Genomic DNA, 14,556 nt, shown 5'->3' with positions numbered 1-14,556 from the left:
TTTATGTGTAAAAATATTGCTGAATTAAATGTCTATAATTAGTTTCTGAGGCGGTGCAAAATTACCTAATTATTTGATTAATGATATGTACTTTTTATAATTTTAACGTTTTTTACACTTGTATTGTCAAACAAATAACTATTCAGCGGAAATGTCGTTGGATAGTTATCGTGGTATTTTATAGCAACACATAATAAATATAACGTGTCGAAAGCACTGAAAAGTATGTGCTTCCGGCACGTCTCTAATGCTATAGTGGTTTTGATACAATTATGTATCTTCATGCGGTTGGTTCAGAACTGTTCCAGTATCTTTATTCTGCTTTCTGTGCTGGGATGAGTACTGAAAAGTGAGTTGGCAAAGCTCATCACTCCTTGCGCCATATTTTTGGGATGTATGATATACATCTGTGCTATATCGTCGCGGCCGATATGTCCGAGGCCGGGATTGCCCGAAATTTTACGCAGAGCCGATGCCAGTGCAAGAGGGTTGCCGCATAGTTCAGCACCTCCTGCGTCAGCCATGTACTCGCGTTTGCGCGATATGGCAAAGCGGGTGAGAAGTGTAAAGAAATACGCAACACCACTGCATAAGGCTCCTATAAGCATAATCGCCAGTATCGATAGTCCGCCTCCTTTTTCTTCGTTGCGGCTGTTGCTGCCAAACCACATGGCATGATACATCATGTTGACAACCATGCTCATTATGGCCGAGATGATACCAACGAAGATGATGCTGACGATGAGCAGACGGGTATCGCGGTTACGTATGTGTGTGAGCTCATGAGCCAATACGCCGGTCAGTTCATCGTCGTTGAGTAGTCGTAGCAGTCCCGTTGTCACGGTCACGGTATAGCTGCCACGGTCTATGCCGCTGGCAAAAGCATTTAGCTGCGGGTCATCGATGATGTTGATTTGCGGCATGTCCATGCCACATGTCATGCAAAGATTCTCCACAATATTATATACTCTGGGGTTGTCTCGCCTTGCGAGCGGTTGGGCTCCTGTCGCCTGCCTAATCATCGATGTGTTAGAGAAATAGGCTATGAGAAACCATATGATTACTCCGCCCGCTACCCATGGGACGGCACTAAGGAAGTATCCGTTGACAATGTCGGCATTGAATACGTTGACCATATTGCCGTGTGCGTCATAATAATATGTACCGAAATAATTTACAAGCGCGAGAAAAACCCAAATCGTTCCCAGTATAATCAATGGGAACAGTAGCAACAGCACAATGCTCATCATGTTGTTGCGTCTTACCTGGGTATGCATTCCTACGTATTTCATAATCTACGATCAGAACTTATATAATATCGCTTAGAAGTTGATTTCGGGTGCTTTGTCCATCGCGGCTCTGTCTGCCTGCGGTATTTCGAACATGGGCTCTCGGTGGAATCCGAACATGCCTGCAAATATATTTGACGGGAAAGTCTGTACGGCATTGTTGAGTTCTTTAGTCGTCGAATTGAAGAAACGGCGTGAAGCGGCCAACTTATTTTCTATGTCGGATATCTCGCCTTGCAGTTGCAGGAAGTTCTGATTGGCTTTCAGGTCGGGATATGCCTCGAGTGAGACTTTCAGTCCGGACAGGGCGCTGCTCAACATATTTTCGGCTTGTATCTTGTCGTTGATGGATGTGGCACCCATTGCTGCCGAGCGGGCCTCGGTGACACGTGTGAGGAGTTCTTTCTCATGCGAGGCATAGCCTTTGACCGTGGCTACGAGCTGCGGAATAAGGTCATGGCGCTGTTTCAGCTGGACGTCAATGTTGGCGAATGCGTTTTCGCGGTTGTTTCTCAGTTTCACAAGATTGTTGTATATACCAACGCACCAAAGCACGAGGATTGCTACAACGATAAGAATGATAATGCCTGTTGTCATAATTTGTAATTTTTTGATTTCGTAATTGATTAAATATACTGCAAAAATAACGCTAAAGTCTGAACAAAAGGCTGTTTTTAAGATTTTATCAGTATCTTTGTGTTGTTTTCACTACGTCAGGCTCTGTTTGTCATTCGGCAGTAATGGCTATATCACCGTGAACCTTGCAATATCGTCACTTGATCTTGTTGACGATTGTATAGTTTGTTGCAGCAAATTTTAAATAATCCGATACCCTCTTTGTTTTTGACTACTCAACGTTAGGCTTGCTTCATCCTGCTCACCACCTTTTTGTAATAACGCTGCGTGCGCTTTACACTATACCTCATACCTCCGTTCCATGAGCGGATGGCTTTCTCTACATTGTTTGTAGGGTTGTGGTATGATTGAATGATAAGAAACATTTCTTTCGATTTTTCTACACTGAATCTGTCGCGCAGCGTAAATCTCTTCTTCATCTTTCTGCGTTGCAGTATGAGATTGCACTCTTTTACAAGTATAGGGGTAATCTGCATCGCTCCGCATGAATTGCCGCTTACGGCGTTTGGGTTTCCGTCGCTTTCAACCGATATTATCGCTTCTATGACCGGCGACCAGTCGAAAGATTCCTTACCTTCATTCGCGTTATTTCCGGCAAATGCCGTGGAATGAACTGTTGTGAATAATAAACCTAAACATACAATCTTTGCTGTTTTACTCATTATAATTTGTTTTATGGAGCTTGGATGTTATTGCGCTTAAGGTATTGCCAAATCCCTTCCGGTGTTTCGGGCATACTGCCAGCCATCCCCGATACGACTATTGATAACACAATCAATGCTCGCGTCAAACTCCTGTTTATGTCATATATCATCTTCTGTTCTATCACCATGGACTGGTCTCAAAACTGTTTAATCATGTCCGTTTGGCTTTACGAGAACGTGGATGCATGGCACGTCTCCCCACGAGACGTTGTAATGCCATCTGTTATTTATCGGGTGCAAAATTACATAAATTTATCCAACCGGCCAAAGAAAATATAGAAAAAGTATCAAAACCAACTTTTTACACGTTATTGATAATCAATATTTTAACACTCTTTTGTGTAAACATTATTGTTCTCACACAATTGTTTGGCTTGTATTGAAACTGCGATATGCAGGGCGTTTTGGTGACATTTGCATTATTGTAATTTGAGTTAAATGATTACCTTTGTATACGATAAACTGTATATCGGCAATAGAAATAAGTTTCAGTGACTTCGATTTATATTGTGGATGTGAAATTATAGAGTAACCTTTATGAAGAAAGGATTTTCAGATAAGATGGAGATTGCGCTGATATTAGCGGGATTGTTTGTTTGTGCACTTGCATATGTGCTTTTCGAAAAGACGGTTATGTCAGTTTGGATGCTTGTTTTTGTGTTTTGCATTGGTGCGGTGGTAATGTCGCCGCTGTTGGGCCGGCGATGGTCGTGGGTGGACGACTGCGACAGCGGCGGCTGGTTTACGGTGGTGTGGCATACTATTTACACCGGATTGATGTCGGTATCGCTATTTGTCATAGCTAACTATTACGTGCCGTTTCCCGGTTGTTGTGTGTATAGTGAGGAGGTTTATGTAGAGAAGAAGACGATGGAGCCGCACCGCAAGACACACCGTGTGGGCAAGCACCGATATGTGTCTGACGGTGTATACTATGAATATTGTCTTGAAGTGGTATTTAACGACGGTACCCGCTCTACAGTATCAGTGCCGCACGCTACTTATTACCATGCAAGGCAAGGTGGCAAAGTAGAGTTAAAGTTGAGGAAAGGAATTTTCGGGTTTGTAGTGCTCTCTCTTTAACGTGACAAAAGGGAGCTGCCTTCAAGAGATTGGGCGGCTCCCTTTTTCGTGTTAAATAGGATTTTGCGGACTGACCCCTACATAGGTCTTTTTCAGTCCTCCCCAATCTATTATGATGCGCTGTATCATCTGCCCCGGATCGCCCATGAATAATGACAAAGTATGTCTGTCGCGGTTTCTGTCTATGGCAAACCTCATGCGGCACTCGGCGCCGTTCCTCATTACCTGGTCTTTCCATCGGCGTGAGTATTCGGCAAATTTGTTGTTGTATATCTGCTTCTCGCCTCCGTCGACAGATACTCCCAGTGCGTTGCCACGACCGGCGTGCAGCGGCCAGAACGGAACGGTACTGATGATTACATCTACTGAGTCCTTGTCGGTTTTTGGGAATGTGTATTCCACAGCAGCCTTTGTCGATGATTCTATATCTACAGGGGCTTCGCAGGGTTGGCCTACCTGAACCACCTGCCAGTCGTATCCGATACCTTTTATGATGTTTACTTTGCCGGTCTTGTTTGTATATTGGGCCAGATTTACCACATGGCAATTTTCCAATTCGTTGTTTGCCTTGTTTGGTTTCAACAGTCCTGAGGGCTCTTTCTCTCCGGCCACGTCTGTATATGTCACCTCCGGCTTTTTATGATACAGTGCTGTATATCCGGGAGGTATGGTCATCATGCCTTTCCATTTGCCGTTGAGCATGGTGTTGTATCTTTTGTTCAGCGAGCTGATGCTGTCGTAGGCTATTTGTGTCTCACGTGCGGCCCAGTTGGCCTCGGCTGTCAGTCCGTCAGCGTGCAGTTCGTGGTTAAGCTGGGCCATGAGGAACTTTCGGTTCATTTGATACGAGGCCTGTACCGGATATTGTATCAACTGGAAAAACGATTCCCTTGTGGTTGTGCCGGAGGGTAGAGCCTGTGCAATGGCTTCTACACGGTCTGCCAGGTTTTGGTAATCGGCCAACCTCTGTTGGGCATCGTTGTAATTGGCGAAAGAGAACTCGGTGTCACGCAATCCGGTGTGCTCGTCGTCGTCCCATTCATACTCGAATCCCATATACTCCGGTTTGCGGCTCCATGCCAATCTGTAGTATTCGTCAAGGATGTGCTGAAACTCGTCTTTATATATGTTGCCGAATATTCCGGCGAGCATTTCGGCCTGATGGTTGTTTACGCTGGCGATGTCGAAAGCATCGAAATTCCATGCCATGTCCATGAACGTCTGTATGCCAATCTCCATCGGTTTTATGTCGCCTACATTCAGCAGCCAGTATCTGTCGGCACCTGTATCATACGATTTCTTCAACTCCTCATACATCAGTACGGGGGCGGTGGTGTTCAGCCACAGATAGTCGTGTGGGGCTCCAAGATATGACAGATGATAGTAGACACCTGCTCGGCCGCTGCGTTTCCGCTCGTTTTCATCGGACACACGTTTCATGTATCCGTAATTGTCGTCAACCCATACCAGTGTTACGTCTTCTGGCACGCGCAGTCCGTGTTCGTATATGTCCATTGTCTCCTTGTAGGGAACGAATATCTGCGGTACTTCCGTAATCGTTTTTCCAGTGTGTCGGCTTATCATTTCGCGTTGGTCGGCCGTAACCTGCTGGATTATCGACACCCGCTCGTCTATTGGAAGATTGCCGCGCATGCCTTCGTCGTGCACTCCGCGCATGGCCAGTGTATATATATTGTCAAACTGTGCCGCTTCACCGAGGCGTGCTTCCCATTTGCCTGCTATGGTAGCCTTGTTGGTCTTGTAGTTCCATTCTCCGTCACGTTTCGAGTCCCATTCGCTCTTCGCGGCATTGTTAAGCAGAAGAGGCTCGCAGTGTGACGTGGTTATCATAACTCCGAAAGAGTCGGCTACCAGTTTGCTTTCCGGATGCGAGTAGAATGCGCCTGTGCACGAGTGCATTGCAGGGGCAAGCATGTTGCCTTTCAACCGGATTATCAGTTCGCACACTTTGGCATAGGTGCGGGGTCCGATGTCTTTCAGTTCTTTTTCGTAATTCGTGGCTGACCATGGTTTAAGTCCCCAGTCTTCGTCGTTGATGAATATTCCGCGATATTTCACCGAGGGTTCACCTGATGTGTGGTAACCGAAGTCTACCGTTGCCGTTTCCTTATGCGCAACAGGCACGTCGGCCCACCAATACCATGGTGACACGCCAATTTGTCTCGACACTTCATATATGCCGTAGGCTGTGCCGCGTTTGTCGCTTCCGGCTATGACGAGACACGGATTATTGTCATTGGTTACGGTGATTACATAGCTCTCCCACTTGTTTTTCAGATCTTCTTCCTTAAGCACTCCTGATTTTATCAGCGATGTTATCTGGCGGCTCACGCCATAGGTTCCTACAATTACTTTTGCACCTTTGTGTTTGCCGGTGGTCGTCGTTGGCTTTTTCCCTGTCACTCGCTCTATGTCATCCTGTAGTCCGGCAATGGCTTTTATCACAGCCATAGGTTCGTTCTTGTCATGGCATATAACGGCATTATCTATACGAAATGTATTGCCTTTGGTAATACATGCTGGCAACAGCATGATAAGCAAAAGTAGCTTCGTTTTCATTTTGTTTATGTTGTTTTTAGGTTTGGTTTATTTTCATTTAATATAGCGGGTACATTGGATGTTTGTTATATAGATGGGGCAAAGATATGCAAAAATCCGGTTCGAAACTTTTCTTTTTGTCTCACATGGTTTTCTATATGCTGAAACCTTATTGAATACCATATTATATATTTACAGAATACGAATATATGCAAGCAAGAATAAAATGCCGGCAAAGGTTCCCGTCAGGCCGTGAGTGCCGATGTATAAAGACAGATGTTGATAAAAAAAGAAAACCCTGCAGCTTGCGCTAACAGGGCTAATGAAAGGAGGAGTGGTGCCACCAGGAATCGAACCGGGGACACAAGGATTTTCAGTCCTTTGCTCTACCAACTGAGCTATGGCACCAGCATTGAATATGCATTGTTTTTAATGCGGTGCAAAGGTACAATAAATATTTTTAATAAAAGAAAAAATCGTATTAAATATCTTTTGTTGTTAACGTTTTTTATGTATAATAATCGTGTTTGTGGCATTGTCTGAATCCTATCAAGGAGGCCATACAGCAAAACAAGCAATTGGTAATATTATGATAAATCTGACATATTATACCCTTTATAATCTTATGTGATGCGGGTTTCTGAAATTAAAATAAATAAGGTATATCATGTATTTGGAAACAACAATTGTATACTTCTTGATTTTATTTATGACAGGAATCTTGTTATGTCAGAAATGATATTGTGTATAATGTCTGTCGAAAAAGCACATCTTATGCATACCAGTATACACGAAACGTATTATTGAGGTGTTGCTGTTGCTCGGATATGAAATCAGTCTATAAATGCGATTTCAGGTCTGCACCTTTGTCGTGAAGTAGGTACAAGGCCGTTGTACTGCCGGTTCAGCGCTGTTGTACTGTTGGTACAACGGCCTTGTACTGCCGGTACAACGGCCTTGTACTTGAGTGAGAGCGTAATTGATGTATTATAAAATCCGGTGACCATAAATTCAGAATGGAGACATTGAAAGATTTACGTGAGTGCATACAGGCATTGTGCTTCCGTATTGAATGTTTGTGGAAGCTATGCCGTCACAGTGAAATTGCGGGCGAAATATTTTTATATTCCACATTTTTTTGCTTTTGGTAATACTCTTTGCGATAATTTTATTACCTTTGCACTGCTTTTCCAAAGCGTACAAATTTGTAATATTATAATATTTTTATGTATTTTATCTTGTTACTTACCGTTCTTGTAACGGCTATTGTACTGGTAGCAGCGGCCTATGTAATCGCGAAACTCATCGGTCCACGCTCATACAACAAGGTAAAAGGTGAGCCATTCGAGTGCGGTATACCGACTCGTGGTTCGTCTTGGTTACCTATGTCGGTGGGCTACTACCTGTTTGCTATTCTATTCCTCATGTTCGATGTGGAAACAGTATTCCTGTATCCCTGGGCAGTGGTAGTAAAGGAGTTCGGTGCCATGGCATTGCTTAGCATCGGTTTCTTCCTGTTGGTACTTGTATTTGGCTTGGCGTATGCCTGGCGGAAAGGAGCATTGGAATGGAAGTAAGAAAGCCGCATATCAAGAGTATTCCTTACGCAGAGTTTAAGGACAACGAGTCTCTCGAGAAGATTGTAAACGAGCTTCACGAGGGAGGTGTGGATGTGTTTGTGGGTTCGCTCGACCAGGCTATCAACTGGGGCCGCAGCAACTCGCTATGGTCGCTCACCTTTGCCACAAGTTGTTGTGGTATCGAGTTTATGGCCGTGGGATGTGCCCGCTACGACTTCGCCCGTTTCGGATTCGAGGTTACGCGCAACTCTCCGCGCCAGGCCGATCTTATCATGTGTGCCGGTACAATCACGCACAAGATGGCACCCGTGCTGAAACGTCTGTATGACGAGATGGCCGAGCCGAAGTATGTAGTGGCTGTGGGCGGATGCGCCATATCGGGCGGACCGTTCAAGGGCAGCTATCACGTGGTGAAGGGCATCGAGGAGATTATTCCGGTAGATGTGTTTGTGCCGGGCTGTCCTCCGCGTCCCGAGGCTATCCTCTACGGTATGATGCAGTTGCAGCGCAAGGTGAAGATTGAGAAATTCTTCGGCGGCCGCAACCGCAAGGAGAAGAAGCCTGTCGTTGTGACAAACGTGCCTGAAGACTTTAACAAATAAAAGAAGGAAGACGACGTTATGAAATTAGAAAACATACAATTCGAATTGAACGTGTTTGCCGCTGAGATGGCAAAACTGAAGAACGAAAAGCATTTCGACTTCCTTGTGACAATAGTAGGTGAGGACTTCGGTGAGGAAGGTCTTGGGTGTATCTATATATTGGAGAACACCAAGACCCACGAGCGTATGAGCGTGAAGGCTGTCAACGCTGACCGCAACGAGCCTTACATCCCCACGGTGATGCACTTGTGGAAGAGCGCCGAGATACTGGAGCGTGAGGTTTACGACTTCTTCGGTATCAAGTTCCTCGGACATAAGGACATGCGCCGCATCTATCTGCGTTCGGACTTTGAGGGTTATCCGTTCCGTAAGGATTACGACATGAGCGCCGATAACAACCGCTATGTACTGACCGACGACCCCGAGCCGGATTATACTTTCGAGTACAATCTCGACAAGGACGGCAGGCTGGTGGCGACAAAGCGGCCGCTGTTCGGCGACGAAGACTATGTAATCAACATCGGACCGCAGCACCCCGCCACCCACGGTGTGCTCCGCCTGCAGACGGTGCTTGACGGTGAGACAATCAAGAAGATTTATCCCCATTGCGGATACATACACCGCGGTATAGAGAAGATGTGCGAGAGCTACACCTATCCGCAGACTTTGGCTTTGACCGACCGTATGGATTATCTGAGCGCCATGATGAACCGCCATGCGCTGTGCTCAGTTATAGAGGAAGCTATGGGTGTGGAGATAACCGACCGTATAAAGTACATCCGCACGATTATGGACGAGCTCCAGCGTTTGGACAGCCACCTGCTGTTCTATGGCTGTTGCGCTCAGGACCTCGGTGCCCTTACCGCATTTATATATGGTATGCGCGACCGCGAGCAGGTGCTCAACGTGATGGAGGAGACTACGGGCGGACGGCTGATTCAGAACTATTACCGAATCGGCGGATGCCAGGCCGACATCGACCCCAACTTCGTGCAGAACGTGAAGAAGCTGTGTGCTTATATGAAGCCTATGTTCAAGGAGTACCGTGACATATTCACCGGCAACGTGATTCTGCAGAACCGTTTCAAGAATGTGGGCAGACTGTCGATGGAAGACGCAATCAGCTACGGATGTACCGGCGGTACGGGTCGTGCTGCGGGATGGCATAACGACGTGCGCAAGAACCATCCTTACGATATGTACGGAAAGGTGGACTTTGACGAGATTACTTATCAGAATGGCGACTGCTTCGACCGATATATGGTTCGTATGGACGAAATGGAGCAGAGCATCCGCATCATCGAACAACTCATCGACAATATTCCTGCCGGTGACTTCTATATCAAGCAGAAGCCTATTATCCGCGTGCCCGAGGGACAGTGGTACACATCGTGCGAGGGTAGTCGTGGAGAAATCGGTGTATATCTCGACTCTAAGGGCGACAAGAGCCCTTACCGCCTGAAGTTCCGTCCGATGGGTCTGCCGTTGGTATCGGCCTTGGACGACCTGCTGCGTGGCGAGAAGATAGCCGACCTTATAGCCGTGGGCGCCACATTAGATTATGTAATTCCTGATATTGACAGATAATAAGTTATGTTTGATTTTAGTATAGTAACAACTTGGTTCGACAGCCTTCTGCGCGAAACTCTCGGCTTGGGGGACTTCTTGTCGATACTTATAGAGTGCGTGCTCGTGGGCGTGTTCATACTTGCCGCCTATGCCATGCTGGCCATCGTGCTCATTTTCATGGAACGCAAGGTGTGTGCCTACTTCCAGTGCCGTCTGGGCCCGATGCGTGTCGGCCCGTGGGGTGTATTCCAGGTGTTTGCCGACGTGCTGAAGATGCTTCAGAAGGAGATATTCTTTGTCGACAAGGCTGACAAGCTGCTCTATCTCGTGGCCCCGTTCCTTGTGCTCATTGCTTCTGTAGGAACATTCTCGTTCATGCCATGGAACAAGGGCGCAGGTATTCTTGACTTCAATGTCGGTATATTCCTGCTCACGGCAATTTCCAGTATAGGCGTTGTCGGCGTGTTCCTTGCAGGATGGGGCTCGAACAACAAGTATAGCGTGGTGTCGGCAATGCGTGGTGCCGTTCAGATGATATCTTACGAGATGTCACTCTGTCTGTGTCTGATTACGGCCGTAGTGCTTACCGGTACAATGCAGATCAGCGGTATCGTTGAAGCACAGTCCGGACCTTTCGGATGGCTCGTGTTCCAAGGTCATATCCCTGCAATTATCGCTTTCATCGTGTTCTTGGTGGCCGGTAACGCCGAGGCCAACCGCGGCCCGTTCGACCTGCCTGAGGCCGAGAGTGAGCTTACCGCCGGTTACCACACCGAATATTCGGGTATGGGCTTCGGATTCTTCTATCTGGCCGAGTATCTCAACATGTTTGTCATCGCCGGTGTTGCCACGACGGTATTCCTTGGCGGATGGATGCCTATTCATATCGGTGTGGCTGGGGTTGACTCCTTCATGGACTGTATTCCAGGTATAGTGTGGTTCCTTGGCAAGGCATTCCTGCTTGTTTGGGTGTTGCTCTGGATCCGCTGGTCATTCCCGCGTCTGCGTATCGACCAGATTCTGAAACTTGAGTGGAAGTATCTCATGCCGTTGTCACTGATAAATCTTGTGCTGATGACCGTCATCGTAGCATTGGGATGGTATATCAAATAATAGAAACGGCTGAATCATCAAATTCATTAGACAATGGAAAATAACAATTCATATTTCGGAGGAGCAGTGAAAGGCGTCAAGTCGCTGCTCACCGGTCTGGGGGTCACGATGAAGGAGTACTTCATCCCGAAGGTGACCGAACAGTATCCGGAAAACCGCAAGACCACGCTGCACGTGTCTGAGCGCCACCGCGGACGCCTTGTAATGCCGCACGACGCCGAAGGCAACCATAAGTGCATTGCCTGTACGCTGTGCGAAAAGGCATGTCCCAACGGCACTATCAAGATAACGGCCGAGATGCGTGAGACAGAGGACGGCAAGAAAAAGAAGTTCCTGACCGACTATCAGTATGATTTGGGCGACTGCATGTTCTGCCAGCTCTGTGTAAACGTTTGTCCTCAGGATGCTATCAAGTTTACAAACGATTTTGAGAACTCCACATTCGAGCGCGGTTCGCTTGTGCTGCACCTCGACAAGGAATTGCAATACGAGTCGTCGCTGCCCAACATTATTGACGGTGGCGCTCCTATTGAAATCGGAAAGTGGAACACTAAAAAATAATGGGAGGACGTTGTATTATGGCTAATTTAATAATGTTTATAATTCTTGCCGTTGTCATACTCGGTTCGGCCGTTATGTGTGTCACAACGACTCGCATCATGCGGGCAGCCACTTTTATGCTGTTCGTTCTCTTTGGTGTGGCAGGGCTTTACTTCCTGCTCGACTACACTTATCTCGGTGCGGCACAAATCAGCGTTTACGCCGGTGGCGTGACGATGATTTACGTGTTTGCCATACAGCTTGTAGGCAAGCGCACGTTGCAGGGTCTGGTAGAGCGTGTCAAGACGAGCCGCGCTGTCTGCGGTGCTCTTGTGGCGCTTGTCAGTTTTGCCGTTGTGGCTCTTGTGTTGCTGAAGAATGAGTTCGTCAGCAAGGCTTGCTGCTCGGCAGACGGCGGCGAAGTGCCCATGGAGGTTATCGGTCAGTCTCTGCTCGGCAGCGAGAAATACCAGTATGTTCTCCCCTTCGAGTTCATCTCGGTGTTCCTGCTCGCATGTATTATCGGAGGCATTGTTGTATCAAGAAAAGAGGAGGAGAAGTAAATTATGGTACCAATAGAATATTATTTCGTGCTTAGCGCACTGCTGTTCTTCATCGGCGTGTTCGGTTTCGTTACCCGTCGCAATCTGATAGCCATGCTTATCTCAATCGAACTTGTGCTGAACGCCGTCGATCTCAATTTCGCTGCATTCAACCGTATGCTCTTCCCCGGAGAGCTGGAGGGCTTCTTCATGACGTTGTTCTCTATCGGTGTCAGTGCCGCTGAGAGTGCTGTGGCCATCGCGATTATTATCAATGTTTACCGTAATTTCCATAGCGATCAGGTGAACAGTATTGAAAACATGAAATTTTAATGTGAGTTATGGATTATAGTTTTGTATTTCTGATACTCCTTCTGCCGCTGTTCTCATTCATCGTATTGGGATTGGCCGGTATGAAGATGCCGCATAAGACAGCCGGTCTTATAGGTACCACATCATTGGGTATCGTGACCGCATTGTCTTATTACACCGCTTTCTGCTATTTCACGGCAGAGCGCGGCGCTGACGGCGCTTTTGCAACGTTGGTGCCATATAATTTCACATGGTTGCCGCTGGGTCAGCTCAACTTCGACCTCGGTATCATGCTTGATCCCATTTCGGTGATGATGCTTATCGTGATAAGCACTGTCAGCCTGATGGTGCATATCTATTCGTTCGGCTATATGCACGGTGAGAAAGGATTCCAGCGCTATTATGCCTATCTGAGCCTCTTCACCATGTCGATGCTCGGACTTGTTGTTGCCACAAACATCTTCCAGATGTATCTATTTTGGGAGCTCGTGGGTGTAAGCTCATATCTGCTTATCGGATTCTACTATCCTCTCCAGCCCGCTGTTTCGGCATCGAAGAAGGCTTTCATCGTTACTCGTTTTGCCGATATGTTCTTCCTTATCGGTATCCTTATCTTCGGTTACTATACGGGTTCGTTCAGCTTCTCGTTTGCCGGTGATGTGGTGATGGCTGACGGCACGGCACCGTTTATCCCCGTTGACGTGATGAAGGCCGTGGCTGCCGGTGGATTCATTCTGCCCACAGCCCTCGTGCTGATGTTCATCGGAGGTGCCGGTAAGAGTGCTATGTTCCCGTTGCACATCTGGCTGCCGGATGCCATGGAAGGCCCGACACCTGTCAGCGCCCTTATACACGCCGCTACGATGGTTGTGGCCGGTGTGTTCCAGATTGCGCGTCTGTTCCCATTGTGGGTTGAGTATGCTCCCGGTCAGATGAGCATTGTGGTATGGGTAGGTGTGTTCACCGCTTTCTATGCTGCTGCCGTTGCATGCGCACAGAGCGACATCAAGCGCGTGCTTGCCTTCTCGACCATATCACAGATAGCTTTCATGATGGTTGCGCTCGGTGTTTGTATGCCCGGTCATCACGGTGAGGTGCTTGACAATCATGCGCAGCTCGGTTTCATGGCATCCATGTTCCACCTGTTCACACACGCCATGTTCAAGGCTTGCCTGTTCCTTGGAGCAGGATGTATCATCCATGCCGTTCATTCCAACGAGATGTCTACCATGGGCGGACTCCGCAAGTATATGCCCGTCACTCATATCACATTCCTCATCTCATGTCTTGCCATTGCGGGAATACCGTTCTTCTCGGGATTCAGCTCTAAGGACGAGATTATCACAGCCTGCTTTGCTTACAGTCCCGTTGTTGGTTGGATTATGACAGGTGTGGCTGCCATGACGGCATTCTATATGTTCCGTCTATACTACGGAATATTCTGGGGTACGGAGAATAAGGAACTTCATGCTCATCACACTCCTCATGAGGCACCGCTCAACATGACCTTGCCACTCATCGTGCTCTGTGTGATTACCGTTGGAGTGGGGGTTTATACCACTATAGCCGGATTTGCCGGTTGGGGTGGCAGTTTCGGTAGTTTCGTAACGGCTTCAGGTGCGGAATATAACATCCACTTTGATCTTCAGGTGGCAGCTACGAGCACTATTATCGCTATCATCAGCATTGCTCTTGCCACATATATATATAAAGGTGAGAAGCAGCCCATTGCCGATAAGCTCTATCGTACATTCCCCAAACTTCATCGTGCCGCTTACAAGCGTTTCTACATGGATGAGGTCTATATGTTTGTGACTCACAAGATTATCTTCCGTTGTGTAAGTACACCTATTGCCTGGTTTGACCGCCACGTAATCGACGGAACGTTCGATTTTCTTGCATGGGGAGCCAACGAGGCCGGAGAGACTATCCGCCCGTGGCAGAGTGGCGACGTGCGCAAGTATGCCGTATGGTTTATTACCGGCACAGTGGCCTTAACATTAGTATTACTTTGCATATAATCAGAA

At 47.3% G+C, this 14,556-nt stretch carries 13 protein-coding genes and 1 tRNA gene; 9 read left to right on the top strand and 5 right to left on the bottom strand.

The annotated features are described in order from the left end of the window. Window positions 1-293 precede the first annotated feature (293 nt). The 3 genes from HPS55_RS01875 to HPS55_RS01865 form a co-directional block, all read right to left on the bottom strand. Window positions 294-1,292: a M48 family metallopeptidase gene (locus tag HPS55_RS01875; RefSeq protein ID WP_172176638.1), complete on the bottom strand. Its 999-nt coding sequence runs from the start codon at window positions 1,290-1,292 to the stop codon at window positions 294-296. A 30-nt stretch (window positions 1,293-1,322) separates the two neighbouring features. After that, window positions 1,323-1,886 (bottom strand): LemA family protein, encoded by a 564-nt coding sequence (locus HPS55_RS01870; protein ID WP_172176636.1) that lies wholly within the window; start codon window positions 1,884-1,886, stop codon window positions 1,323-1,325. Between the two features lie 260 nt (window positions 1,887-2,146). Continuing rightward, complete coding sequence (locus HPS55_RS01865) at window positions 2,147-2,587, bottom strand: lytic transglycosylase domain-containing protein (RefSeq protein WP_172176634.1); 441 nt, start codon at window positions 2,585-2,587, stop codon at window positions 2,147-2,149. A gap of 579 nt (window positions 2,588-3,166) precedes the next feature. Between HPS55_RS01865 and HPS55_RS01860 the strand changes: the two genes are divergently transcribed. Next, window positions 3,167-3,712 carry a hypothetical protein gene (locus HPS55_RS01860; RefSeq protein WP_172176632.1) on the top strand — a complete coding sequence of 182 codons (546 nt, stop codon included), beginning with the start codon at window positions 3,167-3,169 and terminating at the stop codon, window positions 3,710-3,712. A gap of 51 nt (window positions 3,713-3,763) precedes the next feature. Here the strand turns inward: HPS55_RS01860 and HPS55_RS01855 are convergent, their stop codons facing one another. Both HPS55_RS01855 and HPS55_RS01850 read right to left on the bottom strand, forming a co-directional pair. Continuing rightward, the gene (locus HPS55_RS01855; protein ID WP_172176630.1) at window positions 3,764-6,292 is read right to left on the bottom strand and encodes a glycosyl hydrolase 115 family protein; all 2,529 of its coding nucleotides are present in this window, start codon (window positions 6,290-6,292) and stop codon (window positions 3,764-3,766) included. A 314-nt stretch (window positions 6,293-6,606) separates the two neighbouring features. Then, window positions 6,607-6,679 (bottom strand) — tRNA-Phe (locus HPS55_RS01850). A gap of 818 nt (window positions 6,680-7,497) precedes the next feature. On the opposite strand from HPS55_RS01850, the gene HPS55_RS01845 reads away from it, so the two are divergent. Genes HPS55_RS01845 through nuoL form a run of 8 tightly spaced genes read left to right on the top strand, consistent with a single transcriptional unit; the run spans window position 7,498 to window position 14,550 of the window. Next, on the top strand, window positions 7,498-7,848 hold the full coding sequence (locus HPS55_RS01845) for an NADH-quinone oxidoreductase subunit A (RefSeq protein ID WP_172176628.1): 351 nt from the start codon (window positions 7,498-7,500) through the stop codon (window positions 7,846-7,848). Continuing rightward, entirely contained in the window at window positions 7,839-8,453 is a 615-nt protein-coding gene (locus HPS55_RS01840) for an NADH-quinone oxidoreductase subunit B (RefSeq protein ID WP_172176626.1), read from the top strand. The genes HPS55_RS01845 and HPS55_RS01840 overlap by 10 nt, the downstream gene beginning before the upstream one ends. A gap of 18 nt (window positions 8,454-8,471) precedes the next feature. Then, on the top strand, window positions 8,472-10,040 hold the full coding sequence (locus HPS55_RS01835; protein ID WP_172176624.1) for an NADH-quinone oxidoreductase subunit D: 1,569 nt from the start codon (window positions 8,472-8,474) through the stop codon (window positions 10,038-10,040). 6 nt (window positions 10,041-10,046) lie between these two features. Then, window positions 10,047-11,135: an NADH-quinone oxidoreductase subunit NuoH gene (nuoH, locus tag HPS55_RS01830; RefSeq protein WP_172176622.1), complete on the top strand. Its 1,089-nt coding sequence runs from the start codon at window positions 10,047-10,049 to the stop codon at window positions 11,133-11,135. A gap of 33 nt (window positions 11,136-11,168) precedes the next feature. Further along, on the top strand, window positions 11,169-11,696 hold the full coding sequence (locus tag HPS55_RS01825) for a NuoI/complex I 23 kDa subunit family protein (RefSeq protein WP_172176620.1): 528 nt from the start codon (window positions 11,169-11,171) through the stop codon (window positions 11,694-11,696). Between the two features lie 17 nt (window positions 11,697-11,713). Then, the gene (locus tag HPS55_RS01820) at window positions 11,714-12,238 is read left to right on the top strand and encodes an NADH-quinone oxidoreductase subunit J family protein (RefSeq protein ID WP_172176618.1); all 525 of its coding nucleotides are present in this window, start codon (window positions 11,714-11,716) and stop codon (window positions 12,236-12,238) included. Between the two features lie 3 nt (window positions 12,239-12,241). Beyond that, window positions 12,242-12,550 (top strand): NADH-quinone oxidoreductase subunit NuoK, encoded by a 309-nt coding sequence (gene nuoK / locus HPS55_RS01815; protein ID WP_172176616.1) that lies wholly within the window; start codon window positions 12,242-12,244, stop codon window positions 12,548-12,550. Window positions 12,551-12,558: 8 nt separating this feature from the next. Then, window positions 12,559-14,550, top strand: coding sequence for an NADH-quinone oxidoreductase subunit L (gene nuoL / locus HPS55_RS01810; protein ID WP_172176614.1), 1,992 nt, complete (start codon window positions 12,559-12,561; stop codon window positions 14,548-14,550). The last annotated feature ends 6 nt before the right edge of the window (window positions 14,551-14,556 follow it).

Origin of the sequence: Xylanibacter rodentium, from assembly GCF_013166575.1 — a bacterium.
Lineage (GTDB): Bacteria > Bacteroidota > Bacteroidia > Bacteroidales > Bacteroidaceae > Prevotella > Prevotella rodentium.
This window is presented reverse-complemented; position numbering and strand designations above follow the sequence as displayed.

What these genes read in the sequence shown, in the direction of transcription:
- HPS55_RS01820 (WP_172176618.1), top strand. Translation starts at nt 11,714, where the DNA reads ATGGCTAATTTAATAATGTTTATAATTCTTGCCGTTGTCATACTCGGT.
- HPS55_RS01865 (WP_172176634.1), bottom strand. Translation starts at nt 2,587, where the DNA reads ATGAGTAAAACAGCAAAGATTGTATGTTTAGGTTTATTATTCACAACA.
- HPS55_RS01825 (WP_172176620.1), top strand. Translation starts at nt 11,169, where the DNA reads ATGGAAAATAACAATTCATATTTCGGAGGAGCAGTGAAAGGCGTCAAG.
- HPS55_RS01840 (WP_172176626.1), top strand. Translation starts at nt 7,839, where the DNA reads ATGGAAGTAAGAAAGCCGCATATCAAGAGTATTCCTTACGCAGAGTTT.
- nuoH (WP_172176622.1), top strand. Translation starts at nt 10,047, where the DNA reads ATGTTTGATTTTAGTATAGTAACAACTTGGTTCGACAGCCTTCTGCGC.
- HPS55_RS01875 (WP_172176638.1), bottom strand. Translation starts at nt 1,292, where the DNA reads ATGAAATACGTAGGAATGCATACCCAGGTAAGACGCAACAACATGATG.
- HPS55_RS01855 (WP_172176630.1), bottom strand. Translation starts at nt 6,292, where the DNA reads ATGAAAACGAAGCTACTTTTGCTTATCATGCTGTTGCCAGCATGTATT.
- nuoL (WP_172176614.1), top strand. Translation starts at nt 12,559, where the DNA reads ATGGATTATAGTTTTGTATTTCTGATACTCCTTCTGCCGCTGTTCTCA.
- nuoK (WP_172176616.1), top strand. Translation starts at nt 12,242, where the DNA reads ATGGTACCAATAGAATATTATTTCGTGCTTAGCGCACTGCTGTTCTTC.
- HPS55_RS01845 (WP_172176628.1), top strand. Translation starts at nt 7,498, where the DNA reads ATGTATTTTATCTTGTTACTTACCGTTCTTGTAACGGCTATTGTACTG.
- HPS55_RS01870 (WP_172176636.1), bottom strand. Translation starts at nt 1,886, where the DNA reads ATGACAACAGGCATTATCATTCTTATCGTTGTAGCAATCCTCGTGCTT.
- HPS55_RS01835 (WP_172176624.1), top strand. Translation starts at nt 8,472, where the DNA reads ATGAAATTAGAAAACATACAATTCGAATTGAACGTGTTTGCCGCTGAG.
- HPS55_RS01860 (WP_172176632.1), top strand. Translation starts at nt 3,167, where the DNA reads ATGAAGAAAGGATTTTCAGATAAGATGGAGATTGCGCTGATATTAGCG.